Genomic DNA, 23993 nt, shown 5'->3' on the forward strand with positions numbered 1-23993 from the left:
GGTACACGCTCCCTACTCAACGGCGGCGAAACGGATGGTGAAGCGATGGATGTTCTGTATCAACGGTGCGCGGGACTGGATGTGTCCAAGCGGGACGCGAAGGCCTGCGTGCGGATCACGGGCGACCGCGGGAAAACGAGCCAGGAGATCACGACATGGGGGGCGATGACGAACGAGGTTAACCGGTTGGCCGACTACCTGCTGGCCCAGGATGTGGGCCTGGTGGTGATTGAGGCGACCGGGGATTACTGGCGCCAGTTCTACTTTCTGCTCGAAGACAAGGGGCTTAACGTTCAGCTGGTTCATGCCAAAGAGGCAAGGAACGTCCCGGGCCGGAAGACGGACGTTTCCGACGCGGCCTGGCTCGCCCAGCTCGGCGCGCACGGCCTACTGCACGCCTGCCTGGTCCCGCCGGAGAACATCCGCCGGCTGCGTGATCTGACCCGGGCCCGGACCGCGATCACCGATGAACGTTCCCGCGAAGTCCAGCGGCTGGAGAAGATGCTGGAGGATTCCGGGATCAAGCTCTCCTCGATCGCAACAGACATCACCGGTGTCTCCGGCAGGGCGATGCTCCAGGCCCTGATCGAGGGCCAGAACGACCCTGCCGTGCTGGCCGATCTGGCGAAGAGGGGCATGCGCCGGAAGATCCCCGCACTGACGGAGGCCCTCACCGGCCGGTTCAACGAACACCACGCGTTCATGGCCCGGCTGTTCCTGGACCGGGTCGATGCCCACACCAAGGACCTCCAACGCCTCGATGCCCGCATCGAGGAACAGATGAAGCCTTTTAGCGCCGCCCGGGAACTGCTGGCGACCGTCCCGGGCATCAGCACCCGCACCGCCGAGGTCATCATCGCCGAAACCGGGGCCGACATGACCGTCTTTCCCACCGCCGGGCACTTCGCCTCCTGGGGCGGGACGGCGCCCGGGGCCAACGAATCCGCAGGACGGGTCAAGTCAACCAAAACAAGACCCGGAAACCGCTACCTCAAACGGGCGCTGGGCACCGCGGCCCTGACGGTCTCCCGCTCCCAAACCACGTATCTCGGGGCGAAGTACCGGCGCATCAAGTCCCGCCGCGGGCCGATGAAAGCCCTCGTCGCGGTGGAGCATTCCATGCTCATCTCGATCTGGCACATGCTCACCACCGGAGAGTGCTACGTCGACCCGGGCCCCGACTATTACACCCGCCGCCAGCCGCTGCGCAGCAAAGAAAGAGCCGTTCAACAGCTCGAAAACCTCGGCTATCAGGTGATCCTCGAGCCTCTGCAACGGACCGGTTAGGGCCATACCCGCACCGTCAACAACCTGCCCCGGGCGCACCCATCCCACGTCACCACAATTTTCGCGTCAGCTCCCGGAATGCGCCTGCAGGAAGGAGTAGACCTCGGTCTCGTCCACGCCGGGGAACGCACCTGGCGGCATGGCGGCGAGCAGGTGCGAGTGCGCCCGCGCCGAGGGCCACGCGTTCCCCGCCCATTCGGACGCGAGCGCCGCCGGCGGGCGCTTGCAGCAGTTCTCGTCCGGGCACGTGGACTTGGACCGTTCGGTCGTATCCCGGCCGCGGAACCACTTCACCTCCGCGTACGGCACGCCCACCGAGAGCGAGAACTCGCCGTTGACCGAGCGCTCCGTCCGTGCGGTGCACCAGTAGGTTCCCGCCGGGGTATCCGTGTACTGGTTGTACGCACTGAACTTGTCCGCTACATCGAACACCACCCGGGACGTCCAGTTCCGGCACGAGAACTGGCCCTCGATCGCGCCCGTATGGTCCTGGGGGAACGTCACGCCGTCGTTCTCATAGGCCTTGTAGATGATGCCGCTCTGGTGGGTCTTCTGGAAGTGGGTGCGGAGACCCAGATGGTGGGTGGCAAGGTTGGTGAAGCGGTGCGCCGCGGTCTCATAGGACACGGCGAAGGCGTCCCGGATGTCCTCGACCGCAATTTCCTTGGCCTGCTTTGCCTTCTGCAGGAACTCCACGGTGGCCTGCTCGGGCAGCAACAGCGCCGCGGCGAAGTAGTTTGTGGCCACGCGCTGCATCAGGAAATCCCCGTAGTTGCTGGGGGTCTGGTGGCCCAGGACGTAGTGCCCGAGAGCCTGCAGGAGGACCGAACGGGGGTCGTGGTCGCTGCGTGAGTTCTGGGTCAGGTAAATTCGACGGTTCTTCAGATCAGTCACCGAACGGGTGGAATGCGGCAGGTCGCTCACATGGTGGAGGCTGAAACCGAGGTGCCCGGCGATGTCCGCGATGACGTGGTGGGACAGCGGGCCGCTGGTATGCCCGACCGAGGCGAGGACCTTCTGCGCCTCGGCCTCGTACTCCGGGAAATAGTTGTTCCGTTCGCGCATCATCGCCCGCAGTTCGCCGTTCGCGCGGCGGGCCTCTTCCGGCGTCGCGATCTGCTCGTTCAGCCGGCGCTCAAGCTCGTGCTGCAGGCCCACCATCGACTCCAGCACATCCATCGGCAGCCGCGAGCTGATCCGGATCTTGGGCAGCTTGAGGGATTCGTAGATCGGGCTGCGCTGGTAGCGTTCCAGCTCGATCTCCAGTGCCGCGCGCCGGTTGGGCGGCTCCGCCCCGAGCAGTTCGTCGATGCTGACGCCGAGCGCGGCAGCAAGCTGCTGGAGCAGGCCCAGCTTAGGTTCGCGCTTGCCGTTTTCGATCAGGCTCAGCTGGCTCGGCGCGGTCCCGACGGCGGCGCTCAGGTCATCGAGGGTGAGTCCGGCGGCTTTGCGGAGGTGGCGGACGCGGCGGCCCATGCTGATGACATCCACCTCGGGCACCGTGGGAGTCAAGGCGGACGATGCTTGGCGGTTCCAACTGGCTGAGTGCATTTCTTCAGAATACGCGAAGAAGTGCATTTCTTTCCATGATTTAGGTCTAGTAACCCCCTTGAAAGTAAAGAAAAGTAGGTCTTACGGAAAGAAACACCGCTCCGGACCAGCTGGCCCCGACTGCAAAGACGCAGGACGGGCCGGCTCACGGGGCACAACCAAGGAGACAAAGATGACTGCAGCATTTGAGCCCACCCAGCAGACGCCCGAAGAGCAGGCCGCCGCCCTGGAGCTCGAGTGGGCCGCCAACCCGCGCTGGGAAGGTGTGACCCGGGACTACAAGGCTTCCGACGTCGTCCGCCTCCGCGGCCGTGTCTCCGAGGAGCACACCCTGGCCCGCCGTGGCTCCGAGAAGCTGTGGAAGCAGCTCAGCGAAGAGCACAAGACCGGCAAGTACACGAATGCCCTGGGCGCCCTGACCGGGAACCAGGCCGTGCAGCAGGTCAAGGCCGGCCTCCGCGCCATCTACCTTTCCGGCTGGCAGGTCGCCGCTGACGCCAACAACTCGGGCCACACCTACCCGGACCAGTCCCTTTACCCGGCCAACTCGGTGCCGACCGTGGTCCGCCGCATCAACAACGCGCTGCTCCGCGCCGACCAGATCGAATTCTCCGAAGGCATCCAGACCGTCGAGGACTGGATGGTGCCGATCGTCGCCGACGCCGAGGCCGGCTTCGGCGGCCCGCTGAACGCCTACGAGCTGATGAAGTCCATGATCCAGGCCGGCGCCGCCGGTGTGCACTGGGAAGACCAGCTTGCCTCGGAGAAGAAGTGCGGCCACCTCGGCGGCAAGGTCCTGATCCCCAGCCAGCAGCACGTCCGCACCCTGAACGCCGCCCGCCTGGCCGCCGACGTCGCCGGCACCCCGTCCGTCATCATCGCCCGCACCGACGCCGAGGCAGCCACCCTGATCACCTCCGACGTCGACCCGCGCGACCAGGAATTCGTGATCCGCGAAGGCGGACAGCCGGTGCGCACCGCCGAGGGCTTCTACAAGGTCCGCAACGGGATCGAACCCTGCATTGCCCGCGCCAAGGCCTACGCCCCGTACTCCGACCTCATCTGGATGGAGACGGGCACCCCGGACCTGGAGCTGGCCCGCAAGTTCGCCGAAGCCGTCAAGGCCGACTTCCCGGACCAGATGCTCTCGTACAACTGCTCGCCGTCGTTCAACTGGAAGAAGCACCTCGACGACGCCACGATCGCGAAGTTCCAGCGCGAACTCGGCGCCATGGGCTTCACCTTCCAGTTCATCACCCTGGCCGGCTTCCACGCCCTGAACTACTCGATGTTCGACCTCGCCCACGGCTACGCCCGTGAAGGCATGAGCGCCTACGTCGAGCTGCAGGAGAAGGAATTCGCCTCCGAATCCCGCGGCTACACCGCGACCAAACACCAGCGCGAAGTCGGCACCGGCTACTTCGACGACATCGCCACCGCGCTCAACCCGAACGCATCCACCCTGGCCCTGGTGGGATCCACCGAAGAAGGCCAGTTCCACTAATATTCCCCGCCCAAGGTGAGGTGTCCAGAACACTCACCGGAAGGCACGACGGCGGCCGGCACCATTGGTGCTTATGCCATCGGGGGCCCGGGTAAGGTGATCCGGAAGCGTGCGTAAAAGGGGCCCTGTCCTCGTCTGGCCGAGCTCTGCGAGGCCCAGACGGGGATGGGGAATAGCACGCGGAGGATTGCCTTTCCCGGTCCCAAGCCGCACCACACCAATCGCCGTCGATCATTTGCTTCTCAGGGAGAGATTGAAATGAACAGCTTCACTGACAACTTCACCATCAACGGGATCACGTTGGCGGCACAGCCGATTTGCCGGCAGGGCGAGGTGCTCACGCCGGACGCGCTGGCGTTCATCGCCAAGCTGCACAAGGCCACCGCGGAACGGCGCCGGGAACTGCTGAAGGCCCGCCAGATCCGCCGCACCCAGATCGGCAAGGGCCAGGACCCGCGGTTCCTGTCCGAGACCGAGTCCGTCCGGAACGATCCGAAGTGGCGCGTCGCTCCCCCTGCTCCGGGCCTGGAGGACCGCCGCGTGGAGATCACCGGCCCGGTGGACAAGAAGATGACCATCAACGCGCTGAACTCCGGCGCCAAGGTCTGGCTCGCCGACATGGAAGACTCCTCCACCCCGTCCTGGCGCAACGTCATCCAGGGCCAGCTCAACCTCACCGACGCCCTGGAACGCCGCATCGACTTCACTTCCCCGGAAGGCAAGGAGTACAAGCTGCGACCCGCCGGTGAGCTGCCCACGATCGTGGTCCGGCCCCGCGGCTGGCACCTGCCGGAAAAGCACATGCTCATTGACGGCACCCCGATCGCCGGCGGCATCGTGGACTTCGGCCTGTACTTCTTCCACAACGCCCACCGCCTGATCGCCCAAGGCAAGGGACCGTACTTCTACCTGCCCAAGATCGAGAACCACCTCGAGGCCCGGCTGTGGAATGACATCTTCGTCCTGGCCCAGGACCTCCTCGGCATCCCGCAGGGCACCATCCGCGCCACCGTGCTGATCGAAACCATCACCGCGGCGTTCGAGATGGAAGAGATCCTCTACGAACTGCGCGAGCACGCCGCGGGCCTGAACGCCGGCCGCTGGGACTACATCTTCTCCCTGATCAAGAACTTCCGCACCCGCGGACCGCGGTTCGTCCTGCCGGACCGGGCCCAGGTCACCATGACCCAGCCGTTCATGCGCGCCTACACCGAACAGCTCGTCCGGGCCTGCCACAAGCGCGGCGCCATGGCTATCGGCGGGATGGCCGCGGCCGTCCCCAACCGCAAGGACCCGGAGGCCAACGCCATCGCCTTCGAGAAGGTCCGGGCGGACAAGACCCGCGAAGCCGGCGACGGCTTCGACGGCTCCTGGGTGGCCCACCCGGACCTGGTTCCGGTGTGCCGCGAGGTGTTCGACGGCGTCCTCGGCGGCCGCCCCAACCAGCTGGACCGCCTCCGCGAGGATGTCACCCCCGACGACCGCGCCCTCCTCGACATCGCCTCCACCACCGGCACCATCACCGAACAGGGCATCCGGAACAACATCGAAGTGGGCATCCGCTACATCGAGTCCTGGCTGCGCGGCAACGGCGCCGTGGCCATCCACAACCTGATGGAGGACGCCGCCACCGCGGAGATCTCCCGCTCACAGCTGTGGCAGTGGATCTTCTCCCGCGCCATCACGGACAAGGGCGACGTCATCACCCGCGAGTGGGTGGAGAACATGCTCGATGAGGAGTTCGCCAAGCTGGAACGCTTCGAAGGGGACCGCTTCGCCGACGCGCGGGACATCTTCGAGGAAGTCACGCTCGGCAACGAGTTCCCGGCCTTCCTGACGCTTCCGGCCTACGACAGGTTCCTGCACGAGGCGCGCGACGGCGTCGACATCGCCAGCGACGACCCCACGCTCCTGCCGGCCTGAACGGCCTCGGACGGAGCAGCAAAGTCCGGATAGATTTCCGTCAGCTGGGGCGCCACGCCCTTCGCAACAGGCACCCCGAGATCCGGGGCGGCGGCCCAGCGGCGGAGCACCTCCCCACAACTTCATCGGGAGATCAGCTAAGGCCCATGTTTCCACACGAAACATGGGCCTTAGCTTTCATCCCGGCGCCAAAGCCAGCCGCTAGTGCCGCTTCGGGACGTGGCGCAGCGAGAGGGCGGTGCCGAGGGTGAACGCAGCCGTCGAGCCAAGGATGATCAACAGCGGCCCGGTCCAGGATCCGGAGACACCGTGCACATAGCCCAGCAGGGTCGGTGCCACAGCACCGAAGGAGTAGCCGGCGCCCTGAACGACGGCGGACATCCGGCCCGCCGAGGCCTGGTCGCGGGCGAGCCTGATGATGGCAATGAAGATCAGCGTGATGCCGCCGCCCTGGGCGACGCCGCCGAATGAGGACCACAGCCACCACAGTCCAGGGACCAGCAGCAGGCCCGCCGGGACACTCAGCCACAACGCCCCCAGGGCGAGGCCCGCCGTCGTCGTGCTGACATAGCGGGCGACGAACGGCACCCCGAGTCCGCCGACGATCGCAAAAATCTGGAACAGCGAGGACCCGGCGCCGGCGGCCGACGGTGCCATACCGAGCTCGTCGGCGAGCAGGCTGGGCAGCCACGCCGTCACCCCGTAGTAGGAGAAGGCCTGGCCGGCGAACCCGGCGGTAAGGCCTGCCGTGATCCACCGCGACGCCGGCTTGCCTGCCGGCCGCGCCGGATCCGCTCCGGGAACGGCCTCGGGCACGAAGGCCCGGCGGCGCACGGCCAGCGCCCAGAACGCCGCCGCTGCCAGGGCGAAGACACCGCAGGAAGCCAGCGCCAGGCGCCAGCCGAGCAGCTCGGCCAGGGGCGCCGTCACCATGGCTGTGATAAAGGAACCGATGTTCAGTGCCGCCGTGTAGACCCCCATCGCCGCACCCTGGCGGGCCGGCGTGAAGTCACGCCGGATGATCAGCGGGACGACGATGTTGCCCACCGTGATGGCGATGCCCAGGATCACGGTGCCGAGCATAACGAGGGCGCCGCCGCCCGAGGACCGCACCACCACGCCGAGGAACACACCGAGCAAGGTGAGCGTGATGGCGAACTCCGGCCCCAGCTTCCTCCCGGTCAAGGCAGCCAGCGGCGCGGCCAGGGCGAAGCACAACACCGGGATACCGGTGAGGTAGCCCAGTTCCGCGGGAGAAAACCCGAGGTCCTGCTTCATGGCACCGACCACCGGCGCCACCGCCACGAGGGGGCCGCGCATGTTCAGGGCGATGAGCCCGATCGAGAGCAGCAGGATCCAGCCGGGGGTCGCCCTGGAAAGGATGCGGTTCGAACTCATGGGTGCCGCGGCTCGGCCAGCGGGAAGGATTGTGGTTTCATCAGTCCCATTGCTATCACGCGCCCCCGCCGTCCACGGAACATGACAGGCACAACGTGACAGCCCGAGAGTCCGTGACGGCGCACCCGGGCCGGTTCAGCCCGCGGCCTGCAGGGTCGCGTCGATCACCGCAGGCGAGAGGACGTACTGGGTGACCATCTGGCTGGCGCCCCGGATGGCGGCCTCGTCGCCGGCCACAGACAGGCCAATCCGCAGATGGGTCGTCGCCAAGGCAGCGAGCGCCGGTAGACCACTTCGCGCACGCCGGACACGAGGCGCAACACGTCGCCGCCGTTGTCCGCCTTCAGGCCCTGCCGGCGCTCGCTGCGCTGAAGAAGTATGGCTTCCCGCGCGTCGAACACCTCCTTCGATGCGGCCTTCACGCAGTAGCTTTCGCTGCGTTTCCCGGCGGGCGACACGCAAAAGGGCCGGCGCTACCCGGATTCCCGTAGCGTCGTGCAGTTCCCGCAGCGCAGGCCCTTTTGCGCAGCGGAATCCGCAACAAAGCCAAGCAGGAGCCGCCCAGGGGCTAGGGTTTTTGGCATGAGCCACGTGATCCGAAGAGCCGGCGCGGACGACGCCGGGAAGCTGGCCGCACTGGCCGCCGTGACCTTCCCGCTGGCCTGCCCGCCCGGATCCCGGCCGGAGGACATCGCGGCGCACCTGGCCAACACCCTCAGCGAGACCAACTTCCGCGCCTATCTGGCCGATCCGGATGTGACGGTCCTGGTCATCGATGCCGCCGGCGAGCTCCGCGGCTACAGCCTGCTGGTGGCCCGCCCCACCCAGGATCCGGAGGTGGCCGCCGTCCTGCGCGAGCTGCCGTGCACCGAGCTCAGCAAGTGCTATGTCCATCCGGACCACCACGGCCTCGGCGCCGCGGCAGAATTGATGCACGCCAGCATCGGCTCCGCCGCGGCTGCCGGCGCCCGGGGGCTCTGGCTGGGCGTGAACAGCCAGAACGCCAGGGCCATCCGGTTCTACGAGAAGTCCGGCTTCCGCAAGGTCGGAACCAAGTCCTTCCGGCTCGGAAGCACCGTGGAGCACGACTTCGTGATGGAGCGCCCGGCCACGCTGTGAGCAGCGCGCCCAATGGGGCCGTGACCAAGCCGACAGCCCGCGAGGGAATGGCACCGGCACCCGCGGGGTTGTTGCCAGCATGAAGATTGAGATCTGGTCCGACGTCGCCTGCCCCTGGTGCTACATCGGCAAACGCCGCTTTGAAACCGCCCTTGCGGCGTTCCCGCACCGCGACTCCGTGGAGGTGCAGTGGCGCAGCTACCAGCTGGACCCCACGCTCCCGGAGCACTATGACGGCACCGAACTGGAGTACCTGAGCACCCGCAAGGGCCTGGCCCCCGGGCAGATCTCCGGCATGTTCGAGCACGTGGCCGCCCAGGCCAAAGGCGAGGGCCTCAACTACCGCTTTGACGACGTCGTGGTGGCCAACAGCTTCACCGCCCACCGCATGATCCACCTCGCCGCCACCCACGGGCAGCAGGACGCCGCGAAGGAACGCCTGCTCAGCGACCACTTCGAACACGGCAAGGACATCGGCAGCCGGGAGTACCTGACCTCGCTGGGGCTGGACCTCGGGATCGGCGCCGGCGAGCTCGCCGAGCTTTTCAGCACCGACAAATACGCCGACGCCGTCCGGCAGGACTTCGAGGAGGGCCGCGCCCTGGGCATCAACGGCGTCCCGTTCTTCGTCATCGACCGGAAGTACGGCCTCTCCGGTGCCCAGGCCGCCGAGACGTTCAGTGAAGCACTCGAACAGGCGTGGCAGGAAAGCCATCCGCTCATCATGGTCAACACTGCCGGCAGCGGCGACGCCACCGGTGAGGTCTGCGGACCGGAAGGTTGCGTGGTCTAAAAGGATTTGGTGACAGATCGCGCTAAAGTGTCCGTATGCCCAGGATTTCGGCCGCGAGCAACGCCGCCCAACGTGCCGAGACCCAACGCCGCATCCTGACCGCATTCGGGGAGCTGCTTTTCACCCATGGGCTGCCCGGGCTGACCATGACGGACGTGGCCCGGCACGCGCGGATCGGACGCACCGCCGTGTACAACTACTACGCGGACATCGAAGAGCTCCTCATCGCCTATGCCCTGGACGAGACGGAGCGTTTCCTCCAGGACCTCAGGGAATCACTGGACTCGCTGGAGAACCCGGTGGAGCGGCTGGCCCTTTACGTGCGCGCCCAGGTCGAGGACCTGAGCCGCCGGCACCTGCCGCCGGGCCCCGCCATGGGGGCGGTCCTGTCGCCGGCGTCCTTCGCGAAGCTGGCGGACCATGTGGGCGAGCTCAGCGTGCTCCTGCAGGGTATCCTGCGCGACGGCATGGCCCAGGGCTACCTTCCCGAGGCGGACGTCGCCCAGCTGGCGCAGCTCATCCACGGCACGCTCTCCTCGAGTGCCGCCCGCGGCGACGGCGCGGGGCAGGATCCGGGGGCAGAGGCCCGCATCGCGCGCACCGTGCGGTTCATCCAGCTGGGAGCCGGTGCCCGGTTCGACAGCACCGGCCGCCCCGCCCGCCTCAGCGCTTAGGCACCCAGGCCCGATCCCGGACCCGTGCCCAGGCCCGGCTCAACCCGCCGAGCCGCTCGGCGGAACCGCCGGCGGCATGACGGGCCATTTGGGATCTTCGACGATGCGCCGGGTTTCCCGCGGGCAGCTGAGCCTGCCCGGCGTCTGGTCCACCAGCTCGGGCGCCGCCAGTTCCTTGTAGTCACCAGTCAGGATGACGTCGACGCTCGGGTCCGTGCGCCCGTCCTGGACGTAATCCGAGCCCGGCAGGTTGCGCTGGACGCTGAACGCCGCCGACTGGCCGGCGGCTCCGGACACGACCAGCGCGACGCCGAGGTAACTGGATGTGGTGTTCCCGACGTTCCCCACGATGAATTTGCGCGCGGCGAACTCGTCGGCCACGGTCCGGGCCAGTCCCGGGCGGCTGGTGGAGTTGAAGACGTTGAGGTTGATCTTCTCCGGCGGTGTGTAGTCGAAGGTCGCCTCAGGGCAGAGGGACGCTGCGGCGTGGCTGCGCTCCGCCGTCGGAAGCTGGATCTGGCCGTTCATGATCGCCAGCGCCGTCAGGATCCCCGCGGCAATCATGCTGACGAGCACCACCAGGACGGCGCCGTGCAGGATCCTGCGGCGCAGCCGGAGCGGATTGTCTTCCGTGTCCTCGGGCTCCACGAAGGCGGCCTCCAGCTCGGAGGCCGTGACCACGTGGTGGCCGTGCAGGACGGAGACGTCCTTCGGCTTTCTAGCCATTTATCACCAGGACCCGCGCGTGGATCGCGGTGCGCTGGTGCAGCGCGGTGCGGACGGCCCGGTGCAGGCCATCCTCCAGGTAGAGGACGCCGCGGTACTGGACGACGTGCGGGAACAGGTCGCCGAAGAACGTGGAGTCCTCCGCGAGCAGCGCCTCAAGGTCCAGGGTGCGCTTGGTGGTCACCAGCTCGTCCAGGCGAACCGGCCGTGGCGGCAGGGCTGCCCAGTCCTTGGGCGTGGTGTATCCGTGGTCGGGGTAAGGGCGTCCCTCGCCCACAGCTTTGAATATCACCATGCAAGCCTAGGGAACTTGGACGGCCATGGGAATCAAAGACCGGCGGAGGCGGGAGGTTGTAGCCAAACGGTAACCATGTGTCACACGAAGTGGTGCCCGGGCTTGCCACGGCAAAAGCCGCCTGTCCCCCCGCTCCCGGACAAATGCGGCGGGACGTGACGGCTGAGAGAATGGATCCATGACTGCATCCGAGAATCCAGCCGCCCCGCCTTCGGCTCCCCTGCTCGCCCTGCTGCTCGACGTCGACGGCCCGGTGGCGAGCCCGGTCACCCGCGATGTGAAGCCAGGGATCATCGCGGACATGCTGGCCCTGGCCGCCGCCGGGATCCCGGTCATCTTCAATACCGGCCGCTCCGATGACTTCATCCGCAAGCAGGTGATGGAGCCGATGATCGCTGCCGGCATGCCGGCCGGGACCGTCATCCACGCCGTGTGCGAGAAGGGCGCCGTCTGGTTCAGCTACACCGCGGCCGGTCCCGGTCCCATCCATGTGGATGGGGAGCTCGCCATCCCCCGCGCCTTCGGCGACGACGTCCGCCGGCTGGTCGCCGAGGACTATTCCGCCCATATGTTCTTCGATGAAACCAAGCGGGCCATGGTCTCCGTGGAACAGCACATCGCGGTCGCCAACTCCGACTACCGCGCCGAGCAGGAACTCTTCGACGCCGACGCGATGGAGCTGATGGCCCGGCACGGCCTCGGCGTCAGCCGGCTGGACCACCATGCCCCGGATTCAGACGACAAGGTCGATTACCGCGTGGATCCGACCATCATCTCCACGGACATCGAGTCCATCCGGCTCGGCAAGGACCTCGGCGCGAGCCGGGCCGTGGAACTGCTGGCGGCCCGGGGCATCACCCCGCAGGCCTGGCGCACGGTGGGAGACTCCCGCACCGACTACGCGATGGCCGACTGGCTGCACCACAACGACCACGCGGTGAAGCACGTGGATGTCCGTCCCGCGGACGGCATCCCGGTGAAGCCGTATGATGTGCTCACCGCGGCCGATCTGGGCCTGGCCGAGGACGTCATCCACGACGACGCCGGCGCGGCCTTCCTGCGCAGCTGGCGGACTGCCCTCGCGGACTGAACCTCCGGCCGCGGCCGCGGGGCGTCTGCGGCGGCCGCGCGGCGGTTTGCGGCGGTTTGCGGCGGCTTTACGGGGCGATTTTAGGGCTCGCGTTATCATGCAAGTAGATACACAACCACGCACAGAAGCCCGGAGAAACGACATTACAGACGCATTGGTCCAGGACGAGATCTACTACGGCGGACAGGCCTCCGAGGATGCCCATGACGAGGTTACGTCCGCGGCCGCCGTCGCCAGGTTCCGGGCCCGCCCCGACGTAGTCCGCCGGCGGGGCCGTTATGGGCTGATCAATGAAAACCGCACGCCCTACCAGGCCATGGTCGAAGACCTGATGTTCATCCGCTCCGTGCTCGACGGCGCCGGCCTGGACTACCTCCTGGTCCGCGGCAACAACCACCGCCCCGTCATCGCCGTGGACTGGAAGAACCGCAAGGAACTGCGCGATGCGCTCGTCGCGGCCTGCCGCGACGAGCCCTTCTACTCCATGAGCGTCGACGCGAAGAAGAAGTCCTCGGTGCTGGTGGCCGACGGAGAGCTCTCCCCCAACCGCCAGGCCCGTATCTTCCGGCTCTACCGCCCCCGCGTCGAACCCGAAGGCGGCTTTGAATTCGGTGCCTCGGCCGGGGTCCAGCTTGAGCTCTGGAGCTTCGAAGGGGACCAGCTGATCCTCCCCATCGAGAACTCCCTCACCCGCCGGACCATGCTGGCGCAGGACGCTGTCCGCGGCACCGTGGAGCGCTACGGCCACACCTGGCCCACCATCGAGAACATGTTCGCCGACCACGCCAGCGACATCAGCTTTGACATCGATCTGGTGTTCTCCTGGGTGGACGGCAGCTCCCCGGAGTACATCGCCGCCCGCCGGGCCCGCATGGCCGGCGTCGTGGTGGGCGAAGGCGATGACCATGAGGCCCGCTTCCGCCAGATTGACGAGCTCAGGTACGCGCTGCGCTCGATCTACATGTTTGCGCCCTGGATCCGCCGGATCTTCATCGCCACGGACTCTCCCACGCCGTCCTGGCTGGCGGACCACCCGAGCGTGACGATCGTCCGCAGCGAGGAGTTCTTTGCGGACCCGTCCGTGCTGCCGACGCATAATTCGCAGGCGGTCGAGTGCCAGCTCCACCACATCGAGGGGCTCTCCGAGCACTTCCTGTATTCCAATGACGACATGTTCTTCGGACGCGCCGTGGGACCGGACATGTTCTTCACTCCGGGCGGGATCACCAAGTTCATCGAGGCGGAAACCCGGATCGGCCTGGGCGACAACGACGCCGAGCGCAGCGGCTTTGAGAACGCTGCCCGGGTGAACCGCAAGCTGCTCTGGAACCGCTTCGGCCGGATCACCACCCGGCACCTGGAGCACACGGCGGCCCCCCTGCGGCGCAGTGTTATCGCGCAGATGGAACAGGAGTTCCCGGCCGAGTTCGCCAAAACCGCCGCCAGCACCTTCCGGGCTGCGGACAACATCTCGGTGACCAACTCGTTCTACCACTACTACGCACTGCTCACCGGCCGCGCCGTCACCCAGACGGCGGCCAAGGTCAAGTACGTGGACACCACGGCCCGGGCGGGGCTGAATTACCTGCCCAAACTCCTGGCGAAGCGGAACATGGATTTCTTCTGCCTGAACGACGGCAGCTTCCCCGAGGTCCCCGCGGAAGAGCGTGCCGGCCTGGTCACGGACTTCCTGGAGAAGTACTACCCGATCAAGGCCCCCTGGGAGAAATGACGCCGGGTGGGCCACCGCTTGGCGGCGCCCCGCCCCAGGGCCTGCCTCAGTTACGGGTCGTCATCCTGCGGTGGCCCTGGGTCCTTGCCGGGTCCTCGAGCCTGGCCTGCCTCGGGATCCGGATGCCGGCGGCCGAAATCCGGCGCTGGGCTTCCTGGGCCGAGACAAGCTCGCCCACCGCGGGAGTGTCCCCGAGGAGGACCACGGAGTGCACGATCGTGTGTTCGTAGACGTGGACGAGGTTGAAGGCCTGGCCGCCGTCGCGTCCGCGCGTCCCGCCGACCGGCACGTTCAGGTCCTGCGTGTAGCAGGTGGCCGATGCCACGGAGACGGGAATGCCGGCGAAGGTCGCCGTCGTCGAATAGTGCAGGTGCCCGCCAAGGATGGTGCGGACATCGGAGTTGCGCAGCACGCCGGCGAGCGCGGCCTGGCCGCGGAGCTCGACAAGCACGGCGAGGTCCAGCACCGAGGGAACGGGCGGGTGGTGCAGGGCAAGGATGGTCCCGTCCGGGGCCGGGGTGGCCAGTTCGGACGCGAGCCAGTCCAGCTGGGCGGGGCTCAGTTCGCCATGGTGGAAACCGGGGACGGAGGTGTCCAGGGTGATGATGCGCAGCCCGTTGATGAAGTAGCTGTGGTCCACGGGGGCGTCGTCGGCCGGCTGGTCCAGGAGCCCGGTGCGGAAATTCGCCCGGTCATCGTGGTTCCCCATCGCCCAGATGACCTGGGCGCCCATGGCCTTGCAGGCGGGCTCGACGATCGCGCGCAGTTTGGCATAGGCGCCTGCTTCGCCGCGGTCGGCCAGGTCCCCTGTGAAGATCACTGCTTCGGGGCGCGCACCGGAAGCCTGCACTTCCTCGAAGAGTTGCTTGAGCAGGGCATCACTGTCCACCGCGCCGAGCAGGGGTTGCGGACCGGCCAACAGGTGTGGGTCGCTCAGATGGAGTAGAAAATGACGTGGCCGGGGGTGCTCGGCCTCGATGTGCTCCATTGCTACCTTCCTGGTTGGGTGGAAGCGGTGCCTCCAACGTCCCTCTCAGTAAGGTCTATCCAACCAGACATTCGGCCAACAATGTGCAAACTCCAGTAGGCATGTTTGAAAAATGGGAAACAACGAGTATTCCGGCGGACACATACCTGCTCCGGTATGTGTCCGCCGGATCCTGCATACTCAGGTACCTGACGTCTAGCTCAGGTACCCGTTAGGGTTCAGCACGTACTTCGTGGCCGCTCCGGCGTCGAACTCCGCGTAGCCCTTCGGCGCATCCTCCAGCGTGATCGCTTTGGCATTGACGTTCCTGGCGATATGGACCTTGTCATGCAGGATGGCCATCATCAGGCCGCGGTTGTACTTCATCACCGGGCACTGGCCCGTAGTGAAGCTCAACGACTTGGCCCAGCCCGTGCCGAGGCTGATCGAGAGCGAGCCCTTCTTGGCGGCCTCGTCGACGCCGCCCGGGTCCCCGGTGACGTAGAGCCCGGGAATGCCGAGCGCACCGCCGGCCGCAGTCACTTCCATCAGGGAGTTCAGCACCGTGGCCGGGGCCTCGTGCGCACCGGCGCCGTGGCCCTTCGCCTCGAATCCGACAGCATCCACACCGCAATCGACTTCCGGTACGCCGAGGATCTGCTCGATCTGCTCGGCCGGGCCGCCCTTGCTCAGGTCGACCGTTTCACAGCCGAAGCTGCGGGCCTGCGCCAGGCGGTCCGTGTTCATGTCACCGACAATCACGACGGCGGCACCCAGCAATTGTGCGCTGGTGGCTGCGGCGAGACCCACGGGACCCGCACCGGCGACGTACACAGTGGAGCCCACCCCGACGCCCGCAGTGACGGCGCCATGGAATCCCGTCGGGAAGATGTCGGACAGCATGGTCAGGTCCATCATTTTCGCCAGGGCCTGGTCCCGGTCCGGAAACTTCAGCAGGTTCCAGTCCGCGTAGGGCACCAGGACGTAGTTGGCCTGGCCCCCCACCCAGCCGCCCATGTCCACATACCCGTAGGCGCTGCCGGGACGGTCAGGATTGACGTTGAGGCAGATGCCCGTCTTGCGTTCCTTGCAGTTCCGGCAGCGGCCGCAGGCAATGTTGAACGGGACCGAACAGATGTCCCCCACCTTGATGAACTCGACGTCGGGGCCTACTTCAACGACCTCGCCGGTGATTTCGTGGCCCAGCACGAGATCCACGGGAGCGGTGGTGCGTCCCCGGACCATGTGCTGGTCGGAGCCGCAGATGTTGGTGGCAACGGTCTTGAGGATTACGCCATGGCGCACCGAGCGGCCCACGTTGGCGGGGTTGACCCCCGGGCCGTCTTTGAGTTCGAAGCTCGGGTAGTCAATGTCGATGAGTTCGACCTTGCCTGGCCCCTTGAAGGCAACGGCTTTGTTCCCTGTCATCTCTTTCCTCCTGGTTTCACGGACCCCCGAGACGGGTGCCCAGTTGTGATTCACGAAGCTGTCTGATGCGCCCTCCGAAGCCACACCGGCTGCAACTGCCGGCAGACAAAACTGCGCCGCAGCCAGAACAACGTGGCTGGGCCCGGATTGCTGGAGGGTCCGGCCAGTCTAGACGGTGAGCATGCTTCGGGGTAGGGGCTGTTGACCTCTGCCGCGATCGGGTGCCGTGATCAGTCGAGGGCCGCCTGGACTGCCTCGATGACCTCGGGCGAGTCGGGCTCGACCGTGGGGGCAAAGCGCGCCACAACCTCGCCGTCGCGGTTCACCAGGAACTTCTCGAAGTTCCACTTCACGAGGCCCGGAAGCACGCCGTTCTTGAATTTGGTCAGTTCGGCGTAGAGCGGGTGCTGGTTCTTGCCCCGGACGTCTGCCTTGGTGGTCAGCGGGAACGTCACGCCGAAGTTGCGTTCGCAGAACTCGGCGATCTCGGCGTCGGCCCCTGGCTCCTGGCCGGCGAACTGGTTGCACGGGACACCGAGGACCTGGAAACCCTGCTCACGGAACTTCTCGTGGAGCGCCTCGAGCCCTGCATACTGCGGCGTGAATCCGCACTGGGATGCGACGTTCACCACCAGCACCACCTCCCCCTTGAAGCGGCCGAAATCGGTGTCCGTGCCGTCGATGAGCGTGAGGGGAATCGAGTGCAGAGAGGTCATGGGAAGCTTCCTCGCGAAGTTGGGTGGTCCGAAGCGGCGTCCCGGAAGTGGGCACGCCTGCCATTGGGTTCCAACGCCCGCGGGGACGCTTTTGTGCCCGGGTCTCCGTTCCTCACCTGGTGCTACGGGAGCGACGTCGTAGTGGGATCCGGTGTGGGGGCCAGGGACGCCGTCGGTTTGGTGGTGTTGGTGGCGAGCGGCTGGGGCGCCGGGGCACCGGTGGGTGCAGGAGGTGCTGCCGGCTTGGGAGCCACCGTCACCGGCGGCTGCACGGCCGGGGGCGCGGTCGGCGGCGCGGTGGCCGCCTGCGTGGTCGGCGGCGCAGTGGCCGCCGGCGGGGCTGGCGGCATGGTTGACGGCACGGCTTGCGCCGGGAGCGTCGTCGCTCCCGGAGTGGGCGTCACGCTGGGCGTCGGGGCCGGCGCAGCAGGCGTCGGGGCCGGCGCAGCAGGCGTCGGGGGCACGGTCGCACTCGGCGCCTTGGTGACGCTCGGCGTCGGCGTGGGCTTGACACTCGGCGTCTTGGTGACACTCGGCGTCGGCGTCACGGCGGCCGATTGCGAGGGCGGCGCTGCGGCTGCCTCGCTGGCGGCGGCCGACGCCGTTGGAGCGGCTGCGGCGGCGGCTGCCGTGGCGGCGACGGTCTGTTCCTGGACGCCGCCGGCCACCACATGGGTCAGATCCGTCCGGACCGGAATGGCCCAGCCGAGGCTGGCGTTTGAGGCCTTGCCGGCATCCGGTTCATAGCTGACCATGTCGATGGTGCCGAGCTGGTCCACCTGATGGATCGGAATCATCGCCCAGCCGAGCGGGTCGGTGTGTGCGCCGTTGAGGATGGTCTCGAAATGCAGGTGGCAGCCGGTTGAGGATCCGGTGGTTCCCACCCTGGCGATGACCTGGCCCACCTGCACCGAATCACCCTTCTTGACGGCGATCGCTTCCAGATGGTTGTACGTGGTGATGAGGCCGTTGCCGTGGTCGATTTCCACCCGGTTGCCGCCGCCCCAGGGGTGCCATCCGACGGCCCGCACCACACCGGTGTCGGCCGCGTAGACGCGCGTGCCGCAGGCCGCAGCATAGTCCTGGCCCCAGTGGAATTCACCCGCGGTTCCCGTCAGCGGGCTGATGCGCAGCCCGTACGGGGAAGTCGGCACCAGCGTTTCCAGCGGTGCCATGAGTGAGCCCAACGGCGGCCGCTTCATCCCGGCGGAGGCGACGTTGAGTCCGCCGCCGCCCGCTTTGGAAGTGGTCTCCACCGTGGAGCGGGCGAAGGCCACGATCGCCAGGGCATCGGCGGTGAACGCGGGCGCGGCCGCCGTAGCCGCCGTGCCCCGGGCGGTGCCCGGAGCCGAGGCGTCCAACGTGCCGGGTCCCACCACACCGGAGGCCGGGAATGCGGCGGGCTCAGCTTGAGTCAGGGTTCCCCCCAGCCCTTGGATCCCGACGGCCAAGACCGCCAGTGCCAGGCACACTACCCCGGACAACCAGCGCACGGCCATGGTCCGTGCCCTGATCGACTGCTCACTCGATGAGTTTCCCCAGTGTTTTCCCACGATGTGACTCCTGCAATCTGCCCGCCCGATCTGCCCACCAGACCCCAATCTCGACGGACTCACCTTCCAATGGGACCACAGCCGACTAGCCCTGTGAACCGGCAAACCGGTCTTTTGCGGGCCCAATCCGGGTTCCTCGCCGCCTACGAGTAGAGCCATGGCGGCACCCCAGTAGTCGCCCGTGCCCAAGCAGGTGTTGACCCAGTGGGGCCGGGGTGAGAATGGAGTATGCGCAATGTCCTTAGGGAATGGCAGGCCGAACTCAAAAGCACGTTCACCGGGACCCGCGACGCCGTGCCGGAGTGGGTGCTACACCTCGCGGAAGGTGACGACGCCGGCTATCACCTGCCCGGCTCGGCCGTCTGGGCCGTGCATGGGGACATGCCGACGATCGTGGCAGGCATCCGGGCGCTGCTCATGCAGGCGCTCCACCCGGGCGCCCTTGCCGGTATCCACGACCACTCCCGCTTCCGTGAGGACCCCCTGGGCCGGCTGGCCGGGACGATCCGCTGGATCTTCACCGTGTCCTACGGCTCCACGGCCGCGGCACGTGCCGCGTCCGACTGGGTGCTCCGGCTGCACGGCAGCGTCCGCGGGGACTACGTCGACGGCCACGGCGTCGCCCGGAGCTATGCGGCCAACGATCCTGAACTGCTTCGCTGGGTCCACATTGCCTTCACCGATGCGTTTCTCTCCGCGCACAAGCTGTGGGGCAGGCCCATCCCGGGCGGCCCGGATGCCTATGTCCGGGAGTGGGCGCAGGCCGGCCGGCTGATGGGCGTGGACGGTCCGCCCCTCAGTGAGGCGGAAATGCGGCGGCAGCTGGACCGCTGGTACGACGACGGCGAGCTCCGTTCCGACGGCAGGGTCGCCGAGACGGTGGCGTTCATCCGCAATCCGCCGCTCCACCCGGCGCTAAAGCCTGGCTACCGGATCCTGTTTGCCGCCGCCGTGACCAGCCTAGAGCCCAAGTACCGGGAACTGCTGGGGCTCCGGACCGCCGGGCTTGGTCCCATCCCGCTGCCGGTGACCTTGGCCACCCGGGTGACGCTCGCCGTCGTCCATCTGGCGCTGGGGCGGGTAGGCCCGAGCGAGCAGGCTGCCCGGGCCCGGCTCCGCCGGTTGGGCTACCGGGCCTGATCACGGGACGCTGCCCGGTCAGGGGGTAGTTGCGGAAGGCCGCCGAGACGCAAAAAGGCCCCGGTCCAAGGGACCGGGGCCAAACGCGGAGAATGGGGGATTTGAACCCCCGAGGGCGTTAACCCAACACGCGTTCCAGGCGTGCGCCATAGGCCGCTAGGCGAATTCTCCAGTAGCTTCTGAATCAAAAGCAGATACTAGACTACCTGAACTTCCCGCCATCGCCCAATTGGCCGCCCGGACTCCTCGACACAGGACATGCCCCACCCTCACCGCGGCCAGTGGACATAGGCCCATCATGTCCACTCCCCGCCACGAAGAATGGGCATGTCCCGTGGGATTTCCCCGGTCCAAAGTGCGCGATTCGGGGCACACCCAAACGTCGGGTAAACTTGTCGACGGCCCCTCATGTGGCGTCATCCTGTTGAACTCCCCCAGGACCGGAAGGTAGCAAGGGTAAATGGGCTCTGGCGGGTGCATGGGGGGTCTTTTATGTCTGTGCCGATTGGTAGGGTTTATCTGTGACTGTTACTACCGCCCTTTACCGTAGATACCGCCCCGATTCGTTCGCGGACGTCATCGGGCAGGAACACGTCACTGAGCCGCTGATGACGGCTCTGCGCAAGAACCGGGTCAACCACGCGTACCTGTTTTCCGGCCCCCGCGGCTGCGGAAAAACCACCTCCGCCCGCATCCTGGCCCGCTGCCTGAACTGCGCCGAGGGCCCGACCGACACCCCCTGCGGCAAGTGCCCCAGCTGCATCGAACTGGCCCGCGGCGGCTCCGGCTCCCTGGACGTCATCGAGATCGACGCCGCAAGCCACGGCGGCGTGGACGACGCCCGCGATCTGCGCGAACGGGCCACCTATGCCCCGGTCCGCGACCGCTACAAGATCTTCATCATCGACGAAGCCCACATGGTCACCTCCGCCGGCTTCAACGCGCTGCTCAAGATCGTCGAAGAGCCGCCGGAACACATCAAGTTCATCTTCGCCACCACGGAGCCGGACAAGGTCATCGGCACCATCCGCTCCCGCACACACCACTACCCCTTCCGGCTCGTGCCGCCGGAGCCTCTTATGGCCTACCTGGAGCTGCTCTGCAATCAGGAAAACGTGCCGGTAGCCCCCGGTGTGCTGTCGCTGGTCATCCGCGCCGGCGGCGGCTCCGTCCGCGACTCGCTTTCCGTGCTGGACCAACTGATGGCCGGCGCCGGGCCGGAGGGCCTGGACTACGAGCTGGCCGTCGCACTCCTCGGCTACACCCACGCCTCGCTGCTGGACGATGTGATCGAGGCCGTCGCAGCCTCCGACGCCGCCACCGTGTTCCGCGCCGTGGACCGGGTCATCCAGACCGGGCATGATCCCCGCCGCTTCGTGGAAGACCTGCTGGAGCGTTTCCGTGACCTGATCATCGTCCAGGCCATGCCCGAAAGCGCCCAGTCCATCCTCCGCGGCATGCCGGCGGACCAGATCGCGCGGATGCAGAACCAGGCACACAACCTGGGCGCCGCCGAGCTATCCCGCGCCGCAGACGTCACCAACACCGCGCTCACGGAGATGACCGGTGCCACGTCACCGCGGCTGCACCTCGAACTGCTCTGCGCCCGCATCCTGTTGCCCTCCGCTGAGCAGACGGAACGCGGCATCGCTGCCCGGATCGACAGGGTGGAACGCCGCCTGAACTACGCCGGGAACGACGTCGGGGCCCCGGCCGCTCCCGCTCCCGTTGCCCCTGCAGCGGTCGCGCCCGTGGCCGCGCAAGCGCCGGCCACCATGCCGCCCCCCGCACCCGTCCGGCCGGTCGAGCCCGTTTCCGCTCCCGTGGCCCGCGCCGAAGAGCCGGTCCGGGAACCGCTCACGGCACCGCGTGTCAGCACAAGCGACTGGCCCGTGGACGAGCCCGCCGCCGCGGGACGGGTCCCGTCCGTGCCGGCCCCCGCTGTCCAGGCAGCGCCGCCGGCGCAGGCTTCCCGTCCGGCGCAGCAAGTACCGTCCCGCCCCGCCCAGCCCGGGCCGGCACAGCCTGCCCCGGCCGCCGGATCCGGACCCGACGTCGAGGTCCTCCGCCGGGCCTGGCCCGAGATCCTGCAGACACTGTCCAAGATCAAGCGCAGCACGTGGGCGCTGGTGGAACCGAATGCCCAGGTCGGCCATTTCGAAGGCCAGGTCCTGACGCTCGCGTTCACCACCCCGGGGCTCGCCGGCGCCTTCGGCCGGGCGGACCACGCCGAGAACCTGCGGCAGGCGATCCATAAGACGATCGGCATCGACTGCCAGATCAACGCCGTGGCCGGCGGAGCCAACAGCGCGGCGAGCTCTGAGTCAAACCCAAAAGCACCCGCCAGCCGGGACCTCCCGGTAACGTCCGCTGATGCTGCCTGGGGCCTGACGCCGGAAGTCCGGCCGTCCGCAGCCGTGACTGGTCCTCCTGCCGGCTCCGGGGCAGCGCGGTTGCCCGTTCAGGCCCCACCCCCCGAGACGACCGTTGATCAGACCCCTGTGCCGCAGTCGCCGGCCGCTGCAGAGCCGCAGCCGGCACCGCCAACTGCCGCCCCGGCAGCGCGGCCAGCCGCCCATCCGGCGGAGCCGGAGGGACCCGCGGATCCGGGCGAGCCATATTCCTACGCCGATGCCGATTGGGGCCCGCCCCGGGATGAGGATGCCCCGCCGCTGGACGAGGAACCGCCGATGGACTGGGACCCCTCGGCTCCGGCGGCGCCCCGGGCCGCCATGCCGACGGCCGCACCCGCCCGGAAGAAAGCAGCAACTCCGGCACGTGCCTCCGCCGCGGCGGCCGGGACTCCGGCGGCGCAGGCACCGGACACCTCCGAGGACCCCTGGGCACGAGCCGTCGAGCAGGCACCCGGGATCTGGACCGTCGGCGCCGACAGCAATGTGGGTCAGTACACCCCGGCCGGCGCAGCACCGGAGTCGGAGCGCACGCCCGAGCCGGAACCACCGCATTACGAACCGGCAACGGCCCAGATCCCGCAGCATGGCGGGGCCGCGTCCGCGCCCACCGTGCCGGCCCCCGCCCCCGTTCCAACTCCAGCGGCTCCCGCTGCGCCAGTCCCTGCGGGCCGGCAAAGCCTGTACCAGCGGCTGTCCAACAGCCCGGAGGCCGAGGCCGGGCGGGCGAAGGCACCGTCCCGGGCCACGGCCGCGACCACCGGCTATGTCCAGGACATCCCCAGCGCGGATGACGAAACGATCGAGGAATCGGGTGTCTTCGGCCGCGCCGCCGTCGAGCGCATTCTGGGCGGAAAACTGGTCGAAGAGCGGTCCCTGGACGGAAGTCCCCTGCCACCGCGCTTCTAGCCACCCCGCGGACCCAGGCCGCCCCCACTCCCAACGAACGAGGACATTGTGTACGAAGGTGCAGTTCAAGAGCTGATCGACGAGCTCGGACGCCTGCCCGGAATCGGGCCCAAGTCCGCCCAGCGGCTGGCCTTCCACATCCTCGAGGCCGATCCGCAGGACATGAAGCGGCTCGTCGACGCCATCACTACGGTGAAGGAGCGGGTCAAGTTCTGCACGGTCTGCGGCAACGTCACCGAGCAGGAACTGTGCAATATCTGCCGCGACCCGAGGCGGGATCCCTCAATCATCTGCGTCGTCGAGGAGTCCAAGGACGTTCTGGCCGTGGAGCGCACACGGTCCTTCCGCGGCAGGTATCACGTACTGGGCGGTGCGATTAACCCGATCGCGGGCATCGGGCCCGAACAGCTCCGGATCCGCGAACTCCTTACCCGCCTCAATGACGGTGCCATCCAGGAAATCATCATCGCCACCGACCCCAACCTTGAGGGCGAAGCCACGGCCACGTACCTGGCGCGGATGCTCAAGTCGATCGGCATCGCCGTGACCCGGCTGGCATCAGGCCTGCCCGTGGGCGGAGATCTCGAATACGCCGATGAGGTCACCCTGGGCCGCGCCTTCGAAGGCCGCCGGAACGCGCTGACCTGAGCTGCTTCCGGCCACAAGCCCCGCCGTCGTGGTCCTGGCATTGTGATCCCGTCGCGCGCACCGCCGGGCATGCCCATCCCTGGCGCCTGGGAATGGACATAGTGCCACTATGCCCATCCCTTGGTTGCA

Annotated in this window: 19 protein-coding genes, 1 tRNA gene, 1 other RNA gene and 1 pseudogene; 12 read left to right on the top strand and 10 right to left on the bottom strand. The window is 67.6% G+C overall.

What is annotated here, in order from left to right:
• The first annotated feature begins 45 nt into the window (after window positions 1-45).
• Window positions 46-1287, top strand: a complete 1242-nt coding sequence (locus E5206_RS00715) for an IS110 family transposase (protein WP_136320807.1) — start codon at window positions 46-48, stop codon at window positions 1285-1287.
• A 66-nt stretch (window positions 1288-1353) separates the two neighbouring features.
• On the opposite strand, the gene E5206_RS00720 is transcribed toward E5206_RS00715, so the two are convergent.
• Window positions 1354-2865, bottom strand: a complete 1512-nt coding sequence (locus E5206_RS00720) for an XRE family transcriptional regulator (RefSeq protein WP_136320808.1) — start codon at window positions 2863-2865, stop codon at window positions 1354-1356.
• Window positions 2866-3010: 145 nt separating this feature from the next.
• Here E5206_RS00720 and aceA point away from each other — a divergent pair, with 145 nt between their 5' ends.
• Window positions 3011-4342 (top strand): isocitrate lyase, encoded by a 1332-nt coding sequence (gene aceA, locus E5206_RS00725; RefSeq protein ID WP_136320809.1) that lies wholly within the window; start codon window positions 3011-3013, stop codon window positions 4340-4342.
• Window positions 4343-4600: 258 nt separating this feature from the next.
• Entirely contained in the window at window positions 4601-6265 is a 1665-nt protein-coding gene (gene aceB, locus E5206_RS00730; protein WP_136320810.1) for a malate synthase A, read from the top strand.
• Window positions 6266-6466: 201 nt separating this feature from the next.
• Here aceB and E5206_RS00735 read toward each other — a convergent pair whose 3' ends face one another.
• Both E5206_RS00735 and E5206_RS00740 read right to left on the bottom strand, forming a co-directional pair.
• Window positions 6467-7663: an MFS transporter gene (locus E5206_RS00735; protein WP_136320811.1), complete on the bottom strand. Its 1197-nt coding sequence runs from the start codon at window positions 7661-7663 to the stop codon at window positions 6467-6469.
• 135 nt (window positions 7664-7798) lie between these two features.
• A pseudogene (locus tag E5206_RS00740) lies at window positions 7799-7977 on the bottom strand (sugar kinase); the annotation flags it as partial.
• A 268-nt stretch (window positions 7978-8245) separates the two neighbouring features.
• Here E5206_RS00740 and E5206_RS00745 point away from each other — a divergent pair.
• The 3 genes from E5206_RS00745 to E5206_RS00755 all read left to right on the top strand — a co-directional run bounded on the left by E5206_RS00745 (window position 8246) and on the right by E5206_RS00755 (window position 10249).
• The gene (locus tag E5206_RS00745) at window positions 8246-8782 is read left to right on the top strand and encodes a GNAT family N-acetyltransferase (protein ID WP_136320812.1); all 537 of its coding nucleotides are present in this window, start codon (window positions 8246-8248) and stop codon (window positions 8780-8782) included.
• 79 nt (window positions 8783-8861) lie between these two features.
• On the top strand, window positions 8862-9575 hold the full coding sequence (locus E5206_RS00750) for a DsbA family oxidoreductase (RefSeq protein WP_136320813.1): 714 nt from the start codon (window positions 8862-8864) through the stop codon (window positions 9573-9575).
• A gap of 35 nt (window positions 9576-9610) precedes the next feature.
• Window positions 9611-10249: a TetR/AcrR family transcriptional regulator gene (locus tag E5206_RS00755; protein WP_136320814.1), complete on the top strand. Its 639-nt coding sequence runs from the start codon at window positions 9611-9613 to the stop codon at window positions 10247-10249.
• Between the two features lie 39 nt (window positions 10250-10288).
• Here E5206_RS00755 and E5206_RS00760 read toward each other — a convergent pair whose 3' ends face one another.
• Both E5206_RS00760 and E5206_RS00765 read right to left on the bottom strand, forming a co-directional pair.
• Window positions 10289-10975, bottom strand: coding sequence for a LytR C-terminal domain-containing protein (locus E5206_RS00760; RefSeq protein WP_136320815.1), 687 nt, complete (start codon window positions 10973-10975; stop codon window positions 10289-10291).
• Complete coding sequence (locus tag E5206_RS00765) at window positions 10968-11267, bottom strand: type II toxin-antitoxin system VapB family antitoxin (protein ID WP_205759979.1); 300 nt, start codon at window positions 11265-11267, stop codon at window positions 10968-10970. Before E5206_RS00765 ends, E5206_RS00760 begins: the two co-directional genes overlap by 8 nt.
• A 181-nt stretch (window positions 11268-11448) precedes the next feature.
• Between E5206_RS00765 and E5206_RS00770 the strand changes: the two genes are divergently transcribed.
• A complete protein-coding gene (locus E5206_RS00770) occupies window positions 11449-12360 on the top strand; it encodes a hypothetical protein (RefSeq protein WP_136320817.1) in 912 nt (303 codons plus the stop codon).
• 97 nt (window positions 12361-12457) lie between these two features.
• Window positions 12458-14092, top strand: coding sequence for a stealth family protein (locus tag E5206_RS00775; RefSeq protein WP_136320818.1), 1635 nt, complete (start codon window positions 12458-12460; stop codon window positions 14090-14092).
• 46 nt (window positions 14093-14138) lie between these two features.
• On the opposite strand, the gene E5206_RS00780 is transcribed toward E5206_RS00775, so the two are convergent.
• The 4 genes from E5206_RS00780 to E5206_RS00795 form a co-directional block, all read right to left on the bottom strand.
• A complete protein-coding gene (locus E5206_RS00780; RefSeq protein WP_136320819.1) occupies window positions 14139-15080 on the bottom strand; it encodes a phosphodiesterase in 942 nt (313 codons plus the stop codon).
• Between the two features lie 195 nt (window positions 15081-15275).
• On the bottom strand, window positions 15276-16487 hold the full coding sequence (fdhA, locus tag E5206_RS00785) for a formaldehyde dehydrogenase, glutathione-independent (protein WP_136320820.1): 1212 nt from the start codon (window positions 16485-16487) through the stop codon (window positions 15276-15278).
• Window positions 16488-16717: 230 nt separating this feature from the next.
• Entirely contained in the window at window positions 16718-17203 is a 486-nt protein-coding gene (locus tag E5206_RS00790) for a glutathione peroxidase (protein ID WP_136320821.1), read from the bottom strand.
• 122 nt (window positions 17204-17325) lie between these two features.
• Entirely contained in the window at window positions 17326-18756 is a 1431-nt protein-coding gene (locus E5206_RS00795; protein WP_168709244.1) for a M23 family metallopeptidase, read from the bottom strand.
• 228 nt (window positions 18757-18984) lie between these two features.
• On the opposite strand from E5206_RS00795, the gene E5206_RS00800 reads away from it, so the two are divergent.
• The gene (locus E5206_RS00800; protein ID WP_136320823.1) at window positions 18985-19896 is read left to right on the top strand and encodes an oxygenase MpaB family protein; all 912 of its coding nucleotides are present in this window, start codon (window positions 18985-18987) and stop codon (window positions 19894-19896) included.
• 86 nt (window positions 19897-19982) lie between these two features.
• Here the strand turns inward: E5206_RS00800 and E5206_RS00805 are convergent.
• Window positions 19983-20067: transfer RNA gene (locus tag E5206_RS00805), tRNA-Ser, on the bottom strand.
• A 226-nt stretch (window positions 20068-20293) separates the two neighbouring features.
• Here E5206_RS00805 and ffs point away from each other — a divergent pair.
• The 3 genes from ffs to recR all read left to right on the top strand — a co-directional run bounded on the left by ffs (window position 20294) and on the right by recR (window position 23864).
• Window positions 20294-20390: signal recognition particle sRNA small type (gene ffs, locus E5206_RS00810), an RNA gene on the top strand.
• A 27-nt stretch (window positions 20391-20417) separates the two neighbouring features.
• A complete protein-coding gene (locus E5206_RS00815) occupies window positions 20418-23216 on the top strand; it encodes a DNA polymerase III subunit gamma and tau (protein ID WP_136320824.1) in 2799 nt (932 codons plus the stop codon).
• A 48-nt stretch (window positions 23217-23264) separates the two neighbouring features.
• Complete coding sequence (recR, locus tag E5206_RS00820) at window positions 23265-23864, top strand: recombination mediator RecR (protein ID WP_136320825.1); 600 nt, start codon at window positions 23265-23267, stop codon at window positions 23862-23864.
• Window positions 23865-23993: the final 129 nt, after the last annotated feature.

The organism is Arthrobacter sp. PAMC25564 (genome assembly GCF_004798705.1).
Lineage (GTDB): Bacteria > Actinomycetota > Actinomycetes > Actinomycetales > Micrococcaceae > Arthrobacter.

Excerpts from the sequence above, each read along its gene's own strand:
- E5206_RS00715 (WP_136320807.1), top strand. The coding sequence starts at position 46 with ATGGATGTTCTGTATCAACGGTGCGCGGGACTGGATGTGTCCAAGCGG.
- E5206_RS00720 (WP_136320808.1), bottom strand. The coding sequence starts at position 2,865 with ATGCACTTCTTCGCGTATTCTGAAGAAATGCACTCAGCCAGTTGGAAC.
- aceA (WP_136320809.1), top strand. The coding sequence starts at position 3,011 with ATGACTGCAGCATTTGAGCCCACCCAGCAGACGCCCGAAGAGCAGGCC.
- aceB (WP_136320810.1), top strand. The coding sequence starts at position 4,601 with ATGAACAGCTTCACTGACAACTTCACCATCAACGGGATCACGTTGGCG.
- E5206_RS00735 (WP_136320811.1), bottom strand. The coding sequence starts at position 7,663 with ATGAGTTCGAACCGCATCCTTTCCAGGGCGACCCCCGGCTGGATCCTG.
- E5206_RS00745 (WP_136320812.1), top strand. The coding sequence starts at position 8,246 with ATGAGCCACGTGATCCGAAGAGCCGGCGCGGACGACGCCGGGAAGCTG.
- E5206_RS00750 (WP_136320813.1), top strand. The coding sequence starts at position 8,862 with ATGAAGATTGAGATCTGGTCCGACGTCGCCTGCCCCTGGTGCTACATC.
- E5206_RS00755 (WP_136320814.1), top strand. The coding sequence starts at position 9,611 with ATGCCCAGGATTTCGGCCGCGAGCAACGCCGCCCAACGTGCCGAGACC.
- E5206_RS00760 (WP_136320815.1), bottom strand. The coding sequence starts at position 10,975 with ATGGCTAGAAAGCCGAAGGACGTCTCCGTCCTGCACGGCCACCACGTG.
- E5206_RS00770 (WP_136320817.1), top strand. The coding sequence starts at position 11,449 with ATGACTGCATCCGAGAATCCAGCCGCCCCGCCTTCGGCTCCCCTGCTC.
- E5206_RS00775 (WP_136320818.1), top strand. The coding sequence starts at position 12,458 with ATGCAAGTAGATACACAACCACGCACAGAAGCCCGGAGAAACGACATT.
- E5206_RS00780 (WP_136320819.1), bottom strand. The coding sequence starts at position 15,080 with ATGGAGCACATCGAGGCCGAGCACCCCCGGCCACGTCATTTTCTACTC.
- fdhA (WP_136320820.1), bottom strand. The coding sequence starts at position 16,487 with ATGACAGGGAACAAAGCCGTTGCCTTCAAGGGGCCAGGCAAGGTCGAA.
- E5206_RS00790 (WP_136320821.1), bottom strand. The coding sequence starts at position 17,203 with ATGACCTCTCTGCACTCGATTCCCCTCACGCTCATCGACGGCACGGAC.
- E5206_RS00800 (WP_136320823.1), top strand. The coding sequence starts at position 18,985 with ATGCGCAATGTCCTTAGGGAATGGCAGGCCGAACTCAAAAGCACGTTC.